16 protein-coding genes are annotated in these 18,272 nt (G+C 48.3%); 2 read left to right on the forward strand and 14 right to left on the reverse strand.

What is annotated here, in order from left to right; genetic code table 11:
• Positions 1–26: 26 nt before the first annotated feature.
• The 4 genes from secA to IV45_RS00955 all read right to left on the reverse strand — a co-directional run bounded on the left by secA (position 27) and on the right by IV45_RS00955 (position 5,368).
• Positions 27–2,390, reverse strand: a complete 2,364-nt coding sequence (gene secA / locus IV45_RS00940; RefSeq protein WP_057739736.1) for a preprotein translocase subunit SecA — start codon at positions 2,388–2,390, stop codon at positions 27–29.
• 297 nt (positions 2,391–2,687) lie between these two features.
• Positions 2,688–3,233 (reverse strand): ribosome hibernation-promoting factor, HPF/YfiA family, encoded by a 546-nt coding sequence (gene hpf, locus IV45_RS00945; RefSeq protein WP_057739738.1) that lies wholly within the window; start codon positions 3,231–3,233, stop codon positions 2,688–2,690.
• Positions 3,234–3,369: 136 nt separating this feature from the next.
• Entirely contained in the window at positions 3,370–4,041 is a 672-nt protein-coding gene (locus IV45_RS00950) for a ComF family protein (protein WP_057739741.1), read from the reverse strand.
• On the reverse strand, positions 4,022–5,368 hold the full coding sequence (locus tag IV45_RS00955) for an ATP-dependent helicase ComFA (protein WP_057739743.1): 1,347 nt from the start codon (positions 5,366–5,368) through the stop codon (positions 4,022–4,024). Before IV45_RS00955 ends, IV45_RS00950 begins: the two co-directional genes overlap by 20 nt.
• A gap of 60 nt (positions 5,369–5,428) precedes the next feature.
• On the opposite strand from IV45_RS00955, the gene IV45_RS00960 reads away from it, so the two are divergent.
• Entirely contained in the window at positions 5,429–6,076 is a 648-nt protein-coding gene (locus IV45_RS00960) for a YigZ family protein (protein ID WP_057739745.1), read from the forward strand.
• Between the two features lie 4 nt (positions 6,077–6,080).
• On the opposite strand, the gene IV45_RS00965 is transcribed toward IV45_RS00960, so the two are convergent.
• The 6 genes from IV45_RS00965 to IV45_RS00990 all read right to left on the reverse strand — a co-directional run bounded on the left by IV45_RS00965 (position 6,081) and on the right by IV45_RS00990 (position 12,691).
• A complete protein-coding gene (locus tag IV45_RS00965; protein ID WP_235807643.1) occupies positions 6,081–7,406 on the reverse strand; it encodes a chloride channel protein in 1,326 nt (441 codons plus the stop codon).
• Between the two features lie 16 nt (positions 7,407–7,422).
• Positions 7,423–7,683, reverse strand: coding sequence for a hypothetical protein (locus IV45_RS00970; protein ID WP_057739746.1), 261 nt, complete (start codon positions 7,681–7,683; stop codon positions 7,423–7,425).
• 9 nt (positions 7,684–7,692) lie between these two features.
• On the reverse strand, positions 7,693–9,531 hold the full coding sequence (locus tag IV45_RS00975) for an APC family permease (RefSeq protein ID WP_057739748.1): 1,839 nt from the start codon (positions 9,529–9,531) through the stop codon (positions 7,693–7,695).
• A gap of 302 nt (positions 9,532–9,833) precedes the next feature.
• On the reverse strand, positions 9,834–11,471 hold the full coding sequence (groL, locus tag IV45_RS00980; protein WP_057739751.1) for a chaperonin GroEL: 1,638 nt from the start codon (positions 11,469–11,471) through the stop codon (positions 9,834–9,836).
• A gap of 33 nt (positions 11,472–11,504) precedes the next feature.
• Positions 11,505–11,789, reverse strand: a complete 285-nt coding sequence (gene groES, locus IV45_RS00985; protein WP_057739753.1) for a co-chaperone GroES — start codon at positions 11,787–11,789, stop codon at positions 11,505–11,507.
• A gap of 245 nt (positions 11,790–12,034) precedes the next feature.
• Positions 12,035–12,691, reverse strand: coding sequence for a redox-sensing transcriptional repressor Rex (locus IV45_RS00990; protein ID WP_057739754.1), 657 nt, complete (start codon positions 12,689–12,691; stop codon positions 12,035–12,037).
• 145 nt (positions 12,692–12,836) lie between these two features.
• Here IV45_RS00990 and IV45_RS00995 point away from each other — a divergent pair, with 145 nt between their 5' ends.
• A complete protein-coding gene (locus IV45_RS00995) occupies positions 12,837–14,777 on the forward strand; it encodes an ABC-F family ATP-binding cassette domain-containing protein (protein ID WP_057739756.1) in 1,941 nt (646 codons plus the stop codon).
• Between the two features lie 74 nt (positions 14,778–14,851).
• Here IV45_RS00995 and tsaD read toward each other — a convergent pair whose 3' ends face one another.
• From tsaD to galE, 4 genes are all read right to left on the reverse strand, one after another.
• Positions 14,852–15,889 (reverse strand): tRNA (adenosine(37)-N6)-threonylcarbamoyltransferase complex transferase subunit TsaD, encoded by a 1,038-nt coding sequence (gene tsaD / locus IV45_RS01000; RefSeq protein WP_057739758.1) that lies wholly within the window; start codon positions 15,887–15,889, stop codon positions 14,852–14,854.
• The gene (gene rimI, locus IV45_RS01005) at positions 15,876–16,436 is read right to left on the reverse strand and encodes a ribosomal protein S18-alanine N-acetyltransferase (RefSeq protein ID WP_057739761.1); all 561 of its coding nucleotides are present in this window, start codon (positions 16,434–16,436) and stop codon (positions 15,876–15,878) included. The genes tsaD and rimI overlap by 14 nt, the downstream gene beginning before the upstream one ends.
• A gap of 7 nt (positions 16,437–16,443) precedes the next feature.
• On the reverse strand, positions 16,444–17,172 hold the full coding sequence (gene tsaB / locus IV45_RS01010; RefSeq protein WP_057739763.1) for a tRNA (adenosine(37)-N6)-threonylcarbamoyltransferase complex dimerization subunit type 1 TsaB: 729 nt from the start codon (positions 17,170–17,172) through the stop codon (positions 16,444–16,446).
• A 104-nt stretch (positions 17,173–17,276) separates the two neighbouring features.
• Positions 17,277–18,272: a UDP-glucose 4-epimerase GalE gene (gene galE, locus IV45_RS01015; protein ID WP_057739765.1), complete on the reverse strand. Its 996-nt coding sequence runs from the start codon at positions 18,270–18,272 to the stop codon at positions 17,277–17,279.

Below are 18,272 nucleotides of genomic sequence, written 5' to 3' on the forward strand. Positions count from 1 at the left end.
ACCCCTTCATCTAATCTTTTACTCTATTAACGGGTAACGTTTTGCCGAATTTCGGACTTCATAAACAGACGGGTCGTTTCATACTCAATATCAGCAATCATTTGTTCAAACATGTGGTAACCAGCGGTCTGGTATTCAACCAGTGGGTTCAATTGACCATAACCACGCAGGCCAACTGATTGACGGAACTGGTCCATTTCATCGATGTGATCAGTCCAGTGGGCATCAACCACCCGCAAAATAACCACTTTTTCAAACTCAAGCATCTGTCCCGCATCATACAGCTGACGTTGCTTGTCTTTGTAAACACCTTCAGCCCGGCTCATCAGATAATCAACAATTTCGTCAGGGCTCTTGCCTTGCAGGTTCCGGACACTGATCGTATCAGGATTAACCAGCACTTCACCAGCAAAGTCAACGATCTTCTGTAATTCCCATTGATTCTGATTGCCTAAGGTATGCTGATCAACTTCCCGCTGAATGGTCCGTTTAACCATCGGCATCAGGACCCATTTCAGTGATTTCTTTTCTTCAATGACCTGCTGCCGTTCCTTGTAGATGATTTCACGCTGTTCACGCATTACGTCATCGTATTGCAGAACGTTCTTCCGTGAGTCGTAGTTGTTACCTTCAACCCGCTTTTGGGCGGATTCAACCTGTTTGGTCAGGAAACGACTCCGAATAACCGCGTCATCGCCTTCAACCTTCATCTTCTTCAAGAAGGCTTTGATCCGGTCACCACCAAAGCGCCGCATCAAGTCATCTTCCAGTGACAGGTAGAATTGTGACAGACCTGGGTCACCTTGCCGGCCGGAACGACCACGCAATTGGTTATCAATCCGCCGTGATTCGTGCCGTTCAGTCCCTAAGACAGCCAAACCACCAAGCTCTTTGACGCCGGGGCCCAACTTGATGTCAGTCCCCCGCCCGGCCATGTTAGTCGCAATCGTTACGGCACCTACTTGACCGGCGTTCTTGATGATGTCGGCTTCCTTCTTGTGGTTCTTCGCGTTCAAAACCACGTGCGGGATCCCGGCTTGGTCCAACAAGTGTGACAGGTATTCTGACGTTTCAACGGCCACCGTACCAACCAGGACTGGCTGACCCTTTTCGTGCAGCTTCTTGATCCGCTTAACAACCGCAGCAAATTTGCTTTGCAGGGTTGGGTAAAGCAGGTCCGGTTCGTCTTTCCGAATGACTGGCCGGTTGGTTGGAATGGTGATAACTTCCATGTTGTAAATTTCACGGAATTCTTCCATTTCCGTCCGGGCCGTCCCCGTCATCCCAGACAGCTTGCTGTACATCCGGAAGAGGTTTTGGTAGGTGATGTTGGCCATCGTCTTGTTCTCTTCTTGAATCTCAACGCCTTCCTTGGCTTCAATCGCCTGGTGGAGACCATCGGAAAAACGCCGGCCCTTCATGACACGACCGGTAAAGGAATCAACAATCAAGACTTCACCGTCACTAACAACATAATCCTTGTCCCGGATCATGATGTAGTTGGCCCGCAGCGCTTGATCCAAGTGGTGGGTCAAAGCGGTGTTGTCCGGATCATACAAGTTACGCAGGTTGAAGTACTTTTCAGCCTTTTCGATCCCCTGGTTAGTCAGAGAAACCGTCTTGGATTCCAGATCGATCTTGTAGTCTTCGTCCTTTACCAGCTGCTTAACAAAGCGGTCAGTCTGCTGGTAGAGCTTGGAAGTCCCCGTACCAGGACCGGAAATGATCAGCGGCGTCCGGGCTTCATCGATCAGGATGGAGTCCACTTCATCAACGATACAGTAGTTCAGTCCCCGTTGTACTTGGTCTTCCTTGTAAACGGCCATGTTGTCACGCAGGTAGTCGAAACCAATTTCACTGTTGGTTGAGTACATGATGTCACATTGGTAAGCTGCCCGCTTCTCTTCAGGGCTGGCCTCACTGCTGTTGACCCCAACGGTACAACCGAGCCACTTGTAGAGCTTACCCATTTCTTCCGCGTCACGGTGCGACAGGTATTCGTTAACCGTGATGACGTGAACACCCTTGCCAGTCAGGGCGTTCAGATAAACCGGCATGGTGGCCGTCAAAGTCTTACCTTCACCGGTCTTCATTTCAGCAATGTTACCTTCATGTAGCACAATTCCACCCATGATTTGGACGTGGAATGGGTAGAGCCCTAAGACCCGTTTAGCACCTTCACGAGCAACAGCGAAGGCTTCTGGTAGTAATTTGTCTAAGCTCTCACCGTTTTGAATGCGCTGCCGAAATTCAGGCGTCTTGGCCTGCAATTGCTCATCAGTCAACTGGCTCATTGGCTTCGCATAACGTTCCACCTTATTGGCAATCCGATTGATGCGCCGCAATTCACGACGATCACTTTCAATCCACTTTCTAAGTATGTTCGCCATAAAAGCGTCCTTTCCTTTAATTTGAATTTTTTACTAGCCTGCTGCTTAATCCTAACTGGTCGCAAACTAGTTCCATTTTAAGTTTCACATCAAAGATTTTACCATGAACCAACGTTGAATTAAACTAATCTGTTGTTTGTCTGCAATTAAGTTAGGACCAGCAGATTTCAGCGACAAAAATGCCCTCCGTTAACATTCAAGTCGACACAAAAAGTCCCCAGGATTCAGAAGAACCGAATACTGGAGACTTCTTGCACTTAGGAATGGCAACTGCCACTCTTTTAGTTAACGATTAAATTAGTTGATCTCAATCAGACCATAACGGCCATCATTACGACGGTAAACGACGCTGGTGCCGTTAGTTTCAGCATCCTGGAATACGAAAAAGTCGTGTCCCAACATGTCCATCTGTAAAACAGCTTCTTCTGAATCCATTGGCTTCAATGAGATCTGCTTAGTCCGGACAATCTTTAAGGAATCATCATTGTCGTTGGCGTTATCATCGCCTGGAACAAATTCGATGTTCTTGTAGCCCTTTTCACGGGACTTGCGGTTCACACGGGTCTTGTATTTACGGATCTGGCGCTCTAATTTGTCGGTTACTAAGTCAATGCTGGCATACATATCGTTGGATGTTTCTTCAGCTCTTAAAGTCAGGTATGGTAATGGAATGGTTACCTCGACTTTGAAGGTCTTGTTAGGGTAAACCTTCAAGTTAACATGAGCGGTTGCCTCAACATTATCTTCAAAGAACTTCTCCAGCTTACTAATCCGCTTAGTGACGTAATTACGAATAGCGTCAGTTAAGTCAACGTTTTCTCCACGAATATTGAATTTTAGCATTGTACTCTTCTCCTTTCAGTACAAGCGATTGGGCTTGCTCTGATATCAGAAGGACCACTCTTCTCATATCCTACCTTCATTATAAGGTAGTTTGGCTTAATAAACAATCATGACCAAGCTGTTCTTTGTGAACGTATTAACCCGACAATGTCAGGGAAGACACACTAGCCGCCCCGGCAGCTTTCAACAAAGTGGCGGCATGATAGAGGGTACGCCCCGTTGTGTAAATGTCATCAACGAGGAGAATGCGGCGATGATCCAGACTTACATCAGGTTGCAATTTAAACGGCTGTGGTGTCTGTAGGCGCTGTTCCCGGCTCTTAGCCGATTGGGGAACGCCTTTTTCTACCGCCCTTGTCAGCAACAAGTGGCCATCGTAACCATCAATCAGTCCGGCAGTTTGGTTAAAGCCCCTCGTAGCCATCGTCTCCTGGGTGACTGGAATGGGAACCAGGTAATCATACTGCTGGCGGTCAATAAAGCTTTGCATTTCGGCATGAAACACGGCCCGCAAGCGGTAATCGCCAACGAATTTATAACGGTGCATGAATTCCTTCATCGCCTGATTGTAATGATACAGGCAACGATTATGGAGCACCCAGCCGTACTGATCTTGCCAGCGTCGGCATTCTGCACACAGGCCATTACCACTGCTACGGCCGCAACAAGGGCAAAAGGGCCCCATATAATGCTGAAACTTTGCCCGGCACCGTTCACAAATCCGTGGTGGGGTCAGCGGCCCGAATAAAAACAGCTTGGCTATCGGTACCTGCCAATAGATGGGACGATTACAGAGCAGACATTTCACTGAGCAGCCGCCTCCCCTTAATATTCATCGTCCGAATTTCTTTTTGCGCCTGCCGAATGGAACGTGAATACTCATTGATCCAAAAATGCACCTGGCCATTGGGGCATTTTGCCGATCGTCCTACTCGACCCGCTATCTGGACCAAGGCCGATGAAGAAAAGACCGGTTCATCCGCTCCCAGAACCCCGACATCGATTCCCGGAAAGGTCACACCCCGCTCCAAAATGGTCGTGGTTACTAAAAACAGGTATTGATGGTCGCGCATCGCCTGCACTTTCGTCAAACGGTCTGGGTCATTGGAATAGACAGTGGCAAACTTAACTGAATGAGGCAAAACTCTTTGCAGAATGTCCTTCAATGGACCTAGATCACTAATCCGTGGCACAAACAGCAAAAAGCGTTGTTGTGAACGGCAACGGGTTTTTAACCAGAATAATAAATGGGCCGGCAAGCGTCCCTTATTAAGCATCGCCCGCCAGTGCCAGCACAAATGACAATGAATCTCCGGCAAGAGATGACCGTGGTAACGCAAGGGTAAGTAGCTGACCTGCAAATGCCCACGACGGACCGCTTCAAACAGTGTTTTTCCAGGTGTCGCCGTCATCAATAACAGGCCGCCAGTGGGTTTTAAAGCCTGCTTGGTCGCATAAAGCAGGGCTTTGTTGCTCGCATATGGGAAAGCATCCACCTCGTCCACAATGAGCAGATCAAAGGCATGGTAAAAGCGCAGCAACTGGTGGGTCGTGCAGATGGTTAACTGCTTGTAGGAATAAGACTCCTTGGCACGACCATGAAGCAATGCAATGGGAACCCGGAAAGCGGCCGTGAAGCGAGGATACAGCTCTAAGCAAACGTCCACCCGTGGTGAAGCAATCCCAACCCGTTCCTTTCTCTGCAGGGCCTGGGCCACCGTGGGAAAGATCATCTCCGTCTTGCCGGCACCGGTCACTGCCCATAACAACCGGTGCTCATGGTTAGCCATACTGTGCTTGACTTCGCTTGCCACCCTCGTCTGTAAACTGGATAAGTGCCCCTGCCAAGCTAAGACATCCGCAGGCGGGTAAAATTGATTTGGCTCGGGGACATGATAAAATCGAGCTAAAGTCGATACCCGTCCAAGGTTCAAACACTTGGGGCAGTAATATTGATCATTGGGCAACATTGCCTGTGCCCGACTAGTTCTTTGATCACAGCGCAAACAGTGCACCTGTGTCTTTTCAACGGTCATTGTCGGTGACACAACGACATTCGCAGGCTGTGCTTGATCTTGACCCCAACGATTGACCAGTTGCCTTCGCCCCGCTAATAATTTGGTGTCCACGTTCATCCCTCCTATAATTTAAGAACGGAATTAAACGTGATTGACACTTTTTTGAAAGGAAATATTATGGCTGCGGAAAATAATTTAACAATTCAAAAAAATTGCCAGTACGAATTAGTCATTAAAAAATCGCGTTTCATATGCTCGCTGTCCCGAATCAAGGACGAGGATGACGCCCAGCAATTCATCAGTCAGGTCCAAGCAGACAATCGCAAAGCCACCCATAACTGCTTCGCCTATCAGGTTGGAAAAGATGATCATATTCAACGTGAAAGTGATAACGGCGAACCCAGCGGCACTGCCGGCGTCCCCATCTTGCAAGCCCTGCAAATGGAAAAGCTGCACGACGTTTGTGCCGTCGTCACCCGTTACTTTGGCGGGATCAAATTAGGCGCCGGTGGTCTGATTCGTGCATACAGCAACGTCACCACTGACGCCATTCATCAGGCCGGCATTGTCAACCGTGTCCTGCAGCAGTTATTAACCATCACCGTCGATTATGCGGAACACGATGCTTTGACTTACTATCTCAAGCAGCATGACCTAGCAATCGATCATGAAGAATATGGGGTTAAGGTGGCCGTAACCATCTTTGTCGATCAGAACGAAAGCCAGGCCGTTCAAGATGCCTTAACCAATCGTTTTAACGGTCGCCTAACCATCAAGGCTGCCGGGCAGCACATCCGTGAAGTGCCTGTAACAAATGCCAACTAACAAACTAATGACGACGAGTTGGCAGCTTGCTCACTAGTTGATTAGTCAACAACGCCGCCACCAGGATTACAGGCGTCAACTCAACTGGAACTAACAAGATGATCAGCAAACTGGCCAAAAGTGGTTTGCCTAAAATGACCGTTAAGCTGGTTGTCAAAACGATCACTGCATTGATACGAACATCTCCAGGCAAGAGCAATGCACACGCTACCCCAATGGCTAAGCTCGAGAAGATTGCCGGAAAAATAGTTCCGCCTCGCCATCCCATAGCAAAGCCCAAATTAGTAATGATCGCCTTGATCACTGCAACCATAATGAGGAAGGGTACTGTTAGCTTTAATGCTTCATGAGTAAAAGGTACAATCCGGAATTCGCCAGAAAAGAGAATGTCCCCGCTCAACCATGAACTGGCCGCAATTATTAAGCCAAAAATGCCTCCCTGCCAGATTCGATTGAGTTTGACATCAATCATTAATGCGGACCAGTTTGCTAGCCAGATAAATACTTTGCCAAAAACTAAACCGACCAGAATCGCCGGAATTGCTGTCCATAAGTTGGTCCATTGCCAGCTGATCAGATGGTGATGAATACCAAATACCCCTTCTTCTGGGAACAATTTGAACACTAATGCCGCTCCACTGATTCCGATAATTACCAATAAAACAACGCTAAGCAACCGTTGACGCTTACTTTCAAACAGTTGACTGAAAGTGGGCGCCTTTTTTAACTGCTGCTGGTCCATTTTTCTTAGCCAAATCCGTTTTGCTTGACCAGATGACAAGCAAAAACGCGCCCAACGGAGACGATCGCCCAGCCAATTGATCATACTCCCCGTCAATACAGTCGTTGAAGCTTCAGGACCGATGCTGCCGCCAGCTGCAAGCACTAATAGTCCTAAAGCAAATGATTTCCACCAATGGTGATAATTAAGGCGACCGTGAAGACGGAACTGCGTCAAGACCTCCTCAATCGTCAACGGGTAGTCGCCCAAGTGTTGGCTTAGAAAACCAATTAAAAAGCCAGCTGGAATACAAATAATAAATGGGTACCAGCAATTAAGACCACGACTTGAGCGGAGGTACTCGTGCCACACAAGATTAATGACCCAGTTCACAAGATTAAGATAGGCCGCTGTTACCATACCAATGATGATGCTCCAGATTAATGCATAAATGATCATATTGATTTTACGAAAATAACAGTTTGTGCTCATTTGTGAACCCCTTTTCGCCACTTTAAGCCATTTTGATGTCTCTTTAACCATTGCAGCCGTTTTTGTTTGTAAGTGATCATAACAATTTCTGATAACGAAAAAAAGACCGCTCGGCATTTCCGAACGATTCTTTTTAACCTAAGATCCAACTGATAATGTTCAGTGTCAATAATAGTAAGCACAAACCCACTAATAACTTCACGGCGTGCCGCGTGCGAGCATCACCATCTTGATATTGTTGCCAATGCAAACCGACATAACCAGTCACCAATAGGCCACAGCCAATCAAGCCACATATGCCTGAGGTGAAGTGGTCATGTTGAATGCTAAAGGACGCTACAAACAGCCAACCTAAAACAAAGATTGACGACCAAAGAATTGTTTTTCGATCCATAGGCAGCCTTTATTCGTGCAGGTGGTAGTTATAACTAGAAACGACAATGTTCTGCCGTGAATTCAGCAACGACCGCAAACGCAGACTGGTCTGGTTGTGCAGAGCCAATTGCCATGGGTGCTTTGGAATAAACTGCGGTACTAAGACAGTCGTCGAGTAGTTGCGTGCCTCAGCCCGTTTAGCAATCACATCCACAAACCGCAACGTTGGGGTCGCAATGGACCGGTAAGACGAGTGGATATCAACAAAACGAACATCTGGATACTCAGCCTTAAATTCATTGGCTGTCTTGTGTTCCTTACCTGGGTTTTCATCAAAGGACACGTGCATGGCAATGACATAATCACCGATTGACCGGGCGTAATTAATGGCACCCTTAGTCACCCGGGTAACATTACCAACCAAGACAATCACCGTGGCCCCATCATAGTCGTGCAGCTGTACCTTCTGCTTTTGGGCAACCCGCAACTGCTGGCCAACCTTGATGTAGTGACTGTGAATCTTATAGAACATCCACAGCAAGCATGGCATGATGATCAAGTATGGCCAAACGTTGTTGAAGTGCTGCCAGAACAGTGACAAAACCAAAGCCAAAGAAATCAGGGCACCAGTCAGGTTGATAAATGACTTACCAACCCACCAGCCTTGCCGTTCACGGAACCAGTGAATGATCATTGCGGACTGGGACAAAGTAAATGGTACGAACACACCAACCGCATACAGTGGAATCAGCATGTTGGTCTGACCATGGAAGATCAGAATCAAAATGATGGCACCAATGGCCAGTGAGATGATCCCGTTGGAGTAACCCAAGCGGTCACCACGGTCCATAAAGGCATGCGGCAGGAACTTATCCTTGGCCATGTTGTAAGCCAAAATTGGAAAGGCAGAGAAACCGGTGTTAGCAGCAACTGCCAGGATCATGGCCGTTGATAATTGCAACAGGTAGAAGCCTAAGCCACGGCCACCAAAAATGGAAGAACCGATTTGTGACAGGATCGTCCGTTCAGGATTTGGCCGAACACCGAGATAAAAGCCAAAGAAGATAATGGCAATGAAGAAGAAGGCCAAAATCCCACTCATGATTGCCAGAGTGGTAGCGGCGTTCTTTTCCTTCGGTTCGTTAAAGTTTGGTACAGCGTTGCTGACCGCTTCAACCCCAGTCAGTGATGATGAACCAGCTGAGAATGCCCGAACAAACAGGACAAAGGTCATGCCCGTTACTGGCGTCCCATAATCTGCCGGTGCGGCATAGTGGACCCGGCCGGTAGCAACATTGAATGCACCAACGGCAATCATTACGGTCATCATGATGACGAAGAAGTAAACCGGAACGGTCAGGAAGTTGGCACTTTCACTCATGCCCCGCAAGTTCATAAACATGATCAACAGGACGATGATCACGGAAATCGGTACTGAATAGTGATACAGGGCCGGAATAGCAGATGTGATCGCTTCAGTCCCGGACGTCGTTGATACGGCCACCGTCAGCATGTAATCAACCAACAGTGAACCACCGGCGATCAAACCACCATTTTGCCCCCAGTTCTTAGTGGCAACAATGTAGGCACCACCACCACTTGGGTAAGCATGAATGATTTGTTGATACGATAAAGTGATGGCCAACAACAGTACCAACACAATACCGGCAATAGGAATTGAATACCACATTGCCAGGGCTGATAGAGTTACCAGCACACTGACGATTTGCTCTGGCCCGTATGCAACAGACGAAATAGCGTCTGATGACAGCATCGCCAGCGCTTTAAATTTTGTTAGATGAGTTTTGCCTTCATCCAGGGTCTTTAAAGGTTTCCCGATCAGGACCCGTTTAAGGTACCGCCACATCTATCTCCCCTCCCAACTCAATGTTTTGGTAAGTTTGTGTACTTTAATTGAGATAACTAACTCATATTATAATTAATCAAATGCTTTTGCAACAAACGAAAACCAACTTTCATCTCAATTATCGCTATGATGATCTCAACCTGTGGCAACATAGATTGACGGCTGTCACATAGGCAAACGTTAGTCAATTTTATCAAAATTATTTCCCAGGAAATTAAAAAGCGTGACCAAAACCATTCCAGGCTTTCGTCACGCTTTTCATGTGGCCTTTTACAGCCGATTTTTTACTTAATGATGGGAGATTACATCATGCCGCCCATGCCTGCGCCGGCACCACCGGCTGGAGCAGCAGGAGCAGCGTTCTTTGGTTCAGGCTTGTCAGCAACAACGGCTTCCGTAGTCAGCAGCAGAGCGGATACTGAAGCAGCGTTCTGTAATGCTGAACGGGTAACCTTGGTTGGGTCAACGATACCGGCGCTAACCATGTCTTCGAACTTGCCAGTGGCAGCGTTGTAGCCGACACCTGGCTTTTCGTTTTGCAGCTGGTTAACAATAACGGCGCCGTTAACACCAGCGTTTTCAGCGATCTGACGAACAGGTGCAGTCAAGGCAGCCTTGACGATCTTAACACCAGTTGCTTCGTCGTCGCCGGCAGTTTCAACGTTGTCCAGTTCGTTCATGACGTTAACCAGAGCAGTACCACCACCAGGAACAAAGCCTTCCTGAACGGCAGCACGGGTAGCGTTCAAAGCATCTTCAATCCGGTACTTCTTTTCCTTCAATTCAGTTTCGGTAGCAGCACCGACCTTAACAACGGCAACACCGCCAGATAACTTGGCTAAGCGTTCTTGCAGCTTCTCCTTGTCGAATTCGGAGTTAGTAGCTGCGATAGCTTGCTTGATCTGGTCAACCCGGTCAGCAATGGCACTCTTTTCACCAGCGCCATCAACGATCGTGGTTGCGTCCTTGGTAACCGTAACCTTGTTAGCTTGACCTAGTTGATCAATGGTTACGTCCTTCAATTGCATGCCTAAGTCGTCGGAAACAACGGTACCACCAGTCAGAACGGCGATATCTTGCAGTTGAGCCTTACGACGGTCACCGAAGCCAGGAGCCTTAACAGCACATACATTGAAGGTACCACGAATCTTGTTCAGAACTAAGGTTGGCAGTGCTTCACCGGTGATGTCATCGGCAATGATCAACAGAGCCCGGCCTTGCTGAACAACGGATTGCAGCAATGGCAAGATGTCTTGAATGTTGCTGATCTTCTTGTCAGTGATCAGGATGTAAGGGTTGTCCAAGTCAGCTTCCATCTTGTCGTTGTCGGTTACCATGTATTGAGACATGTAACCACGATCGAAGCTCATCCCTTCAACAACGTTAACGCTGGTGTCAACACCACGAGAATCTTCAATCGTGATTACACCATCGTGACCAACCTTTTCCATTGCGTCGGCGATCAGCTTACCAACTTCAGGGTTAGCAGCAGAAATCGAAGCAATCTGTGCAATGTCATCCTTGGTCTTAACGTCGTGGCTCATCTTGTGCAGACCTTCAACAGCAGCCTTCGTAGCCTTTTCAATCCCACGACGAATGCCAACTGGGTTAGCACCGGCAGTAACGTTCTTCATACCTTCGTTAACAATTGCCTGGGTCAGAACAGTAGCAGTGGTGGTACCATCACCGGCAATGTCGTTGGTCTTGGAAGCAACTTCGGATACCAACTTAGCACCCATGTTTTCAAAGTGGTCTTCCAGATCAATGGACTTAGCAATCGTTACACCGTCGTTAGTGATCGTAGGAGAACCGTAGCTTTGTTCCAAAACAACGTTACGACCCTTTGGACCAATAGTCGTCTTGACAGTGTCTGCTAACTTATCGACACCGCGCAGCATAGCTGAACGAGCATCTTCAGAGAATTTCAATTCCTTTGCCATAAATTTTCACCTCATCTAATTGGAAATATCGTTTTAGTCAAGCACAGCGACTAAATCTTTTTCGTGAACAACCAGGTACTTCTGCCCTTCGTATTCAACTTCATTGCCAGCGTACTTGTCAAAAAGAACCTTGTCGCCCTTCTTAACACTAACTGGAACCTTAGTGCCGTTGTCTAACATCCGGCCTTCACCGACAGCGACAACTTCACCAGTCGTTGGCTTGTCCTTGGCATTAGAAGCTAAAACAATACCACCAACGGTTTGTTCTTCATTTTCTTGCGCCTTCAGAACAACGCGATCTCCTAATGGTTTTAACACGTTAATCCCTCCATCATTGCTTAATTATTTTCATTAGCACTCACCTTAGTGAGGTGTTAGCACTCAGACATCCCAAGTGCTAATTACATTGTCTACTATACCATTATGCAGGAGAATTGCAACCAATTAGTTTGACTAATTTTGACTTTTACCAGTTATCCGCCGTGTCCTGCTCTTGGTCGTGATTAAAGAAAAACACGCGGTCGCACCAATCAGGGTCAACCACGTGTATTCTATTTATTCAACTATTTTTCCTGCTCGTCCTTGGCGTTTAACCGGTTGCTTTCGATGAAGTAAGTCAAGGTTTGCAGTTCATTCGTCATATCAATATTTTGCACTTGCACATCCTTTGGCACCGACAGCCGCACCGGTGAGAAGTTCAAAATACCATGTACGCCAGCGGAAATCAGCTGGTCCGTGACCTTCTGTGCTTGTGAAGCCGGCACCGTTAAGATGACAATGTCGATTTGCTGGTCCTTAATCTGTTCCACCAGTTCATCGGCTGGGTATACCGGAATGCCACTCTTGATGGTATTAGCCAGTTCCTTCTTTGGGTCAAAGGCGGCACTGATCCGCAGATTGGTGTTCTGGTGGAAGTTGTAGTTCATTAGGGCGCTGCCCAGACTCCCAACACCAACCAGTGCCACACTGGTCAGCTTGTCCTGGTTTAAGATTCCTCGGAAGAACTTCAGGAGGTTCTCGACGTCGTAGCCATAACCCCGCTTGCCGAGTTCACCAAAATAGGAAAAGTCCCGTCGGATAGTTGCCGAATCGACCTGTACGGCTTTAGACAATTCAGTAGATGAAACACGCTTTTTATTCGCATTGAGCAGAACGTTTAGGTAACGATAATATACCGGTAGCCGCCTAGCCGTTGCCCGCGGAATTTTTCGATTGGCCACAACCATTTCCTCCATTCGTCAATTAGCTTGTGAAATAATCCACTAATTATTTTAGCACTTTCACTAACTTTGTGAAGCACCAGTTTTACCTAAAATATGCTAAAATCAGTTTGTTACTACAAATAAAGGATTTTGATGAATAAAAATGCTCTTATTGCAAACCAATAACGTCCTCCGCCGCTTTGGTGCCGACGTTTTATTTCACAATATCAATTTGCAAATCAATGATCATGCACGGGTCGCATTAGTGGGTCGCAACGGTGCTGGCAAGACCACCCTTCTCAAAATGATCGCTGGGATCACGAGTCCAGATGAAGGGACAATCACTAAATCACAAGGCCTGACCATCGGATATTTGGCTCAAGACCAAGGATTGGACAGTGAAAATTCAATTTGGGCGGAGTTGGACACCGTTTTTACCAAATTGCACCAGCAAGAGTCACAACTACGCGAAATGGAAACTCAAATGGCAGATGGCCCTCATGATGATAGTTACGACCGCTTAATGAAGAAGTACGACCAGCTGCAAACCTTGTATAAAAAGGAAGGCGGTTTTTCTTATGCATCCCGCATGCGGGGTGTTTTACAGGGCTTTGGTTTCGATGAATCAATGTGGCAGCTGTCCGTCAACTCCCTGTCTGGCGGCCAGAAGACGAAACTGGCCTTGGCCAAAATTTTGTTGCAGCAGCCCCAATTATTAATGCTCGACGAACCGACCAACCACCTGGACATGAACGTCCTGAGTTGGCTGGAAGATTACCTGCGGGGTTATGATGGTGCCCTGTTGATCGTCACCCACGACCGTTATTTTTTGGACCGGGTTGTCAATGAGGTTTACGACCTTGCTAACGGCACCCTGACTCACTATACCGGCAACTATTCAGCTTTCGTCACCGAGAAGACTCACCGTTTGCAGACGGCGATGAAGCATTACGAACAGCAGCAGAAAAAGATTGCCAAGCTGGAAGATTATGTCAACCGTAACCTGGTGCGAGCATCGACGACCAAGCAGGCACAAGCCCGGCGCCGGCAACTGGAAAAGATGGACCGGCTTGAGAAGCCCGTCAATGACGATCAATCCATCCACTTCCAGTTCCACCAGGACCACGCCAGCGGCAACGAGGTTTTGGATGTCGATCAGTTGAAGATCGGTTACAACGAACACGTATTGGCTGGTCCCCTTTCATTTGCGGAGCGCAAGGGACAACGCTTTGGGATTATTGGTCCCAATGGGATTGGTAAATCAACCTTATTGAAAACCATCCTGCACCAGCTGCCGGCCATCAGCGGGACCATTCGACTGGGTGCCAACTTGGACATCGGTTACTACGACCAAGAGCAACAGCAGCTGCACCCGGAAAAGAATGTGTTAAACGAAGTCTGGGATGACCACCCTGAAATCAACGAAAGTCAGATCCGCTCTTTATTGGGTAGTTTCCTCTTCGTTGGCGACGACGTTTACAAGCAAGTCAGTGAACTTAGTGGTGGTCAGAAGGCCCGGCTGGAATTAACCAAACTTTCATTCAAGCCGATCAACTTCCTCATCCTTGATGAACCGACTAACCACTTAGACATTGACAGTCGTGAAGTGTTGGAAACGGCCATCAATGACTTCCCTGGTACGGTTCTCTTCATCTCCCACGACCGTTACTTCTTAAACAAGGTTGCAACCGACATCTTAGCCATGACTGCCACTGGCATCACGCGTTACCCTGGCAACTACGATGATTACGTTGCTGCCAAGGAGAAGCAGGCACAGGCAGCGGCAGATAAGACCAGTAACGACTCCGCTCCCGTCAGCAAGACCGCTTCGACTGGCCAGAAGGATTACCGTGCCAGCAAGCAGAAGCAGCGTGATCGCCGTAAACTGCAGCGGGCCGTTGACGACCTCGAAAAACAGATGGATGAGTGGCAGCAGAAACACGATGAGATCGAAAAGCAGATGAGTGTACCGGACGTGGCGACCGACATTGCCAAGTTGAGTGACCTGCAGAAGGACCTCGACAACAGCCAGCAGCACTTGGATGACCTCGAAGAGCAATGGACGACTGCCGCCGAAAAGCTAGAAGATTTTGATCAACAATAAGTTTGATCAACAATAATCGAAAAAATACGCCAACATCCGCTCTTGGGTGTTGGCGTAATTTTTTGTCTTTAACTTTATTCTTCGACTGGTGTTAGACGTGGGAATGACAAGCCCGGCACGGCATTCAAGTCCAGGCCAGCCCGATCGCCATGAAGATAATTGATATAACCGGCCGCACCTATCATCGCCGCGTTGTCACCACAATACTTGAGCGGTGCCTGCAGCATCTTCACTTGCGGATAGTAGCGGGCCATATCGTGGTTTAGCCGATCACGGAGACCATGGTTAGCCGCTACCCCACCGGCCAGGATCAGTTGCTTAACAGAGTATTGGTCCAGCGCCGTCATTGTCTTTTCGGCCAGTACATCAACGACACTCTGCTGGAAGCTGGCAGCCAGGTCGTTCTTGTTCAGCTTTTCACCACGCTGGTCGGCGTTGTGGCAGGTGTTGATGAAGGCGCTCTTTAAACCGCTAAAGCTGAAGTCCAGGTTGTCTTCATTTTCCATTGCCCGCGGGAAGTGGAAGGTATCCTTGCCTTGATGGGCCCACTCGTCAACGGTCTTGCCGGCAGGATAATTAACCCCCATCACCCGGCCAATCTTATCGTAAGCTTCACCGGCGGCATCATCACGGGTTTCACCGATGATCTGGTATTCGTGTTCCTTAGGCATGTAAACCAGTTCCGTGTGCCCGCCAGAAACCAAGAGGGCCATTTGTGGAAAAACAAAGTCACCTACAAAGCGAGCAGCATAGATGTGGCCGGCCATGTGGTTGACCGGAATCAACGGCAGATGGTGGGCCCAGGCAACAGTTTTGGCCGCCGTGACCCCGATCAACAATGACCCCACTAAGCCAGGACCATACGTAACCGCCACGCCGGCTAAGTCATCATAGCTAACCTGGGCTTCATCCAATGCTTCATGAATGCACCGGGTGACCCATTCGATGTGGTGACGGCTGGCCACTTCTGGAACCACTCCACCAAAACGCTGGTGGCTGGCGATTTGAGTGGCCACGATGTTTGATAGGATCTCGGTTCCATTTTTGATTACCGCCACACTGGTTTCATCACAACTCGATTCAAATGCCAGAATCAATTTATCTTCTGTCATGATTTTTCTGCTCTCCCTCTAAATTCAAGCTCATCTCGTAGGCGTCTTCACCATTGTCCACATAATATTTTCTACGGAGCTGCTGGGTCACGAAGCCTAGGCGTTCATATAGTCGTTGCGCATCATGGTTGGACCGGCGCACCTCCAAAGAGATCGTCTTCATCCCACACTCACGGCTGACCAGCATCAAGATCTTCAGCAAGCGACTGCCTAAGCCTCGTCGCTGCACATCTGGCGCCACCCCGATATTGGTGATATGGCTTTCGGCTTCGAAATCGTTAATCGACAAGCCGGCAAAGGCCAACACCGTCTTGGTTTCCGGATTTTCCGCAACCAAATAAAGGCGGCGTTTATGACTCAGTTCAGACTCAAAAGCAGCATTGTTCCACGGTGCAAATCCGTAAATCGCCTGCTCGACAGCCACCATAGCTGGAATATCGTCACGACTTGCCTGCTTGACGACAATCATTGTGTGGTCAACCTCAACTGTGCGCGGATTAAAGCGCAACGTCTCGCCACCAACACGGGACTCAAAAAGGTTTGTCAATTGATTTTTAAACTTCCTCAACATAATTTTGCGGTTTAGCCCCCGGATGTTGTTTTTGCCAATCGCGTTCAGCTTGTGTCAAACGCAGGTAATCGGGCACAAAGTTATCGATCTGCTTTACTGGTGCCAGTTTTTCGCCCATCAAGGCCAAACGGTAGGTGCTTGGGAAGGCGTAACTAGCCGGTAACAGTTCCACTTGGTCGGGCAGTGTCAGCCCTTGCCGCTGAATGCGTTTCGTCATTTTACCGACCAAAACAGCTGCCTTCCCCTGTTGCTCGATTAACTGCAGTAATTCGGCGAAGGCCAGGTGTTGATCCTTGACTACCGACTGGAGCTGTTGATCGCCGTCATATTGGTAAATGCCGGCAAAAACGTTACCGCGGCGTGCATCCATAAAGGGCACAATCAACTGATCTGCAACGGGTGGCAGGTTGCTGGCCAATACCTGCAGGCTTGAAACACCGACGAGTTCCTTCTTGAGCGTCATCGCCAGTGTCTTGGCCGTCGTCACCGCAATCCGAATCCCGGTGTAGGAACCAGGCCCCTTTGCCACAACGACCCGGTCTATGTCTTGGGGTTCCCAGCCAACCCGCTTGAATAAGTTGTCAATGGTTGGCAATACGTAAATACTATGATTCAGCACGGTATTCAGCGTCGTTGTCGCCTTCAGCGTGTCATCTTCAACTAAAGCGATGCTCATGGGTTGATTTGATGTGTCAATCGCCAATACTTTCATTGTTTTTCCGTCCTTTCAATCACAAGTAGTATCTTACCATAAGCAAGCGAAGGTTAAAAAGGGAGCGTAGCCAAGTGCCGCGCTCCCTTTATCTTTTCTACTTATTAATTACGATCATCATAGCCCTTTGGGTGGGTGGAGTGCCACTTCCAAGCAGTAGCAATGATGTCGTGCACATTATCATACTTTGGTTTCCAGCCTAAGACTTCCCGCGCCTTGTCGCTTGCCGCAACTAAAGCATCAGGGTCACCAGGACGCCGTGGGGCAATCTTTGCCGGAATTGGTTTACCCGTTACTTCCCGGGCAGCTTCGAGCATCTGCTTGTTGGAGAAGCCAGTGGATGAACCCAGGTTGAACTGGTTGGACTGGTTGTGCGCCTTCAAGTACTTCAATGCCAGAATGTGGGCATCCGCCAGGTCCATGACATGAACATAGTCACGAACGTTGGTGCCATCAGGCGTGTTGTAGTCGTCACCGAAAATGCTCAATTCCTTGCGCTTGCCCTGGGCAACTTGCAGGATGATTGGTACCAGGTGCGTTTCAGGACCGTGATCTTCACCAATCGTACCATCCGGAGCCGCACCAGCAACGTTGAAGTAACGCAGGGCAACGAACTTGATGCCGTATGCTTTATCAGCCCAAGCCATCATGTGTTCCATCATCAACTTGGACAGGCCATATGGGTTGATTGGCTTCTGCGGATCAGTTTCCTTGATTGGCATGTGTTCGGGCACACCGTAAGTAGCGGCCGTTGAACTGAAGACAATGTACTTAACGCCAAAGTCGTGCATGGCTTCCAAAAGTGTAATCATGCCGCCAGTGTTGTTATCAAAGTACTTTAATGGCTTCTCCATCGATTCAGGAACAATGGAAAAGGCCGCAAAGTGAACAACGGCTTCAATGTTTTCGTTGATAAAGATCCGGTCAAGGAAGGCCCGGTCGCGAATGTCACCCTGGTAAAACTTTGCCTGAGGATTGATCGCCTTCTTGTGTCCCGTTGACAAGTTATCGGCCACGACAACATCTTGGCCGTGTTCGATCAGATCTTTGACCATGTGTGAACCGATGTAACCGGCACCACCACAAACAAGAATTGACAT

This window comes from Limosilactobacillus secaliphilus, from assembly GCF_001437055.1.
In the GTDB taxonomy this organism is placed as follows: Bacteria; Bacillota; Bacilli; order Lactobacillales; family Lactobacillaceae; genus Limosilactobacillus; species Limosilactobacillus secaliphilus.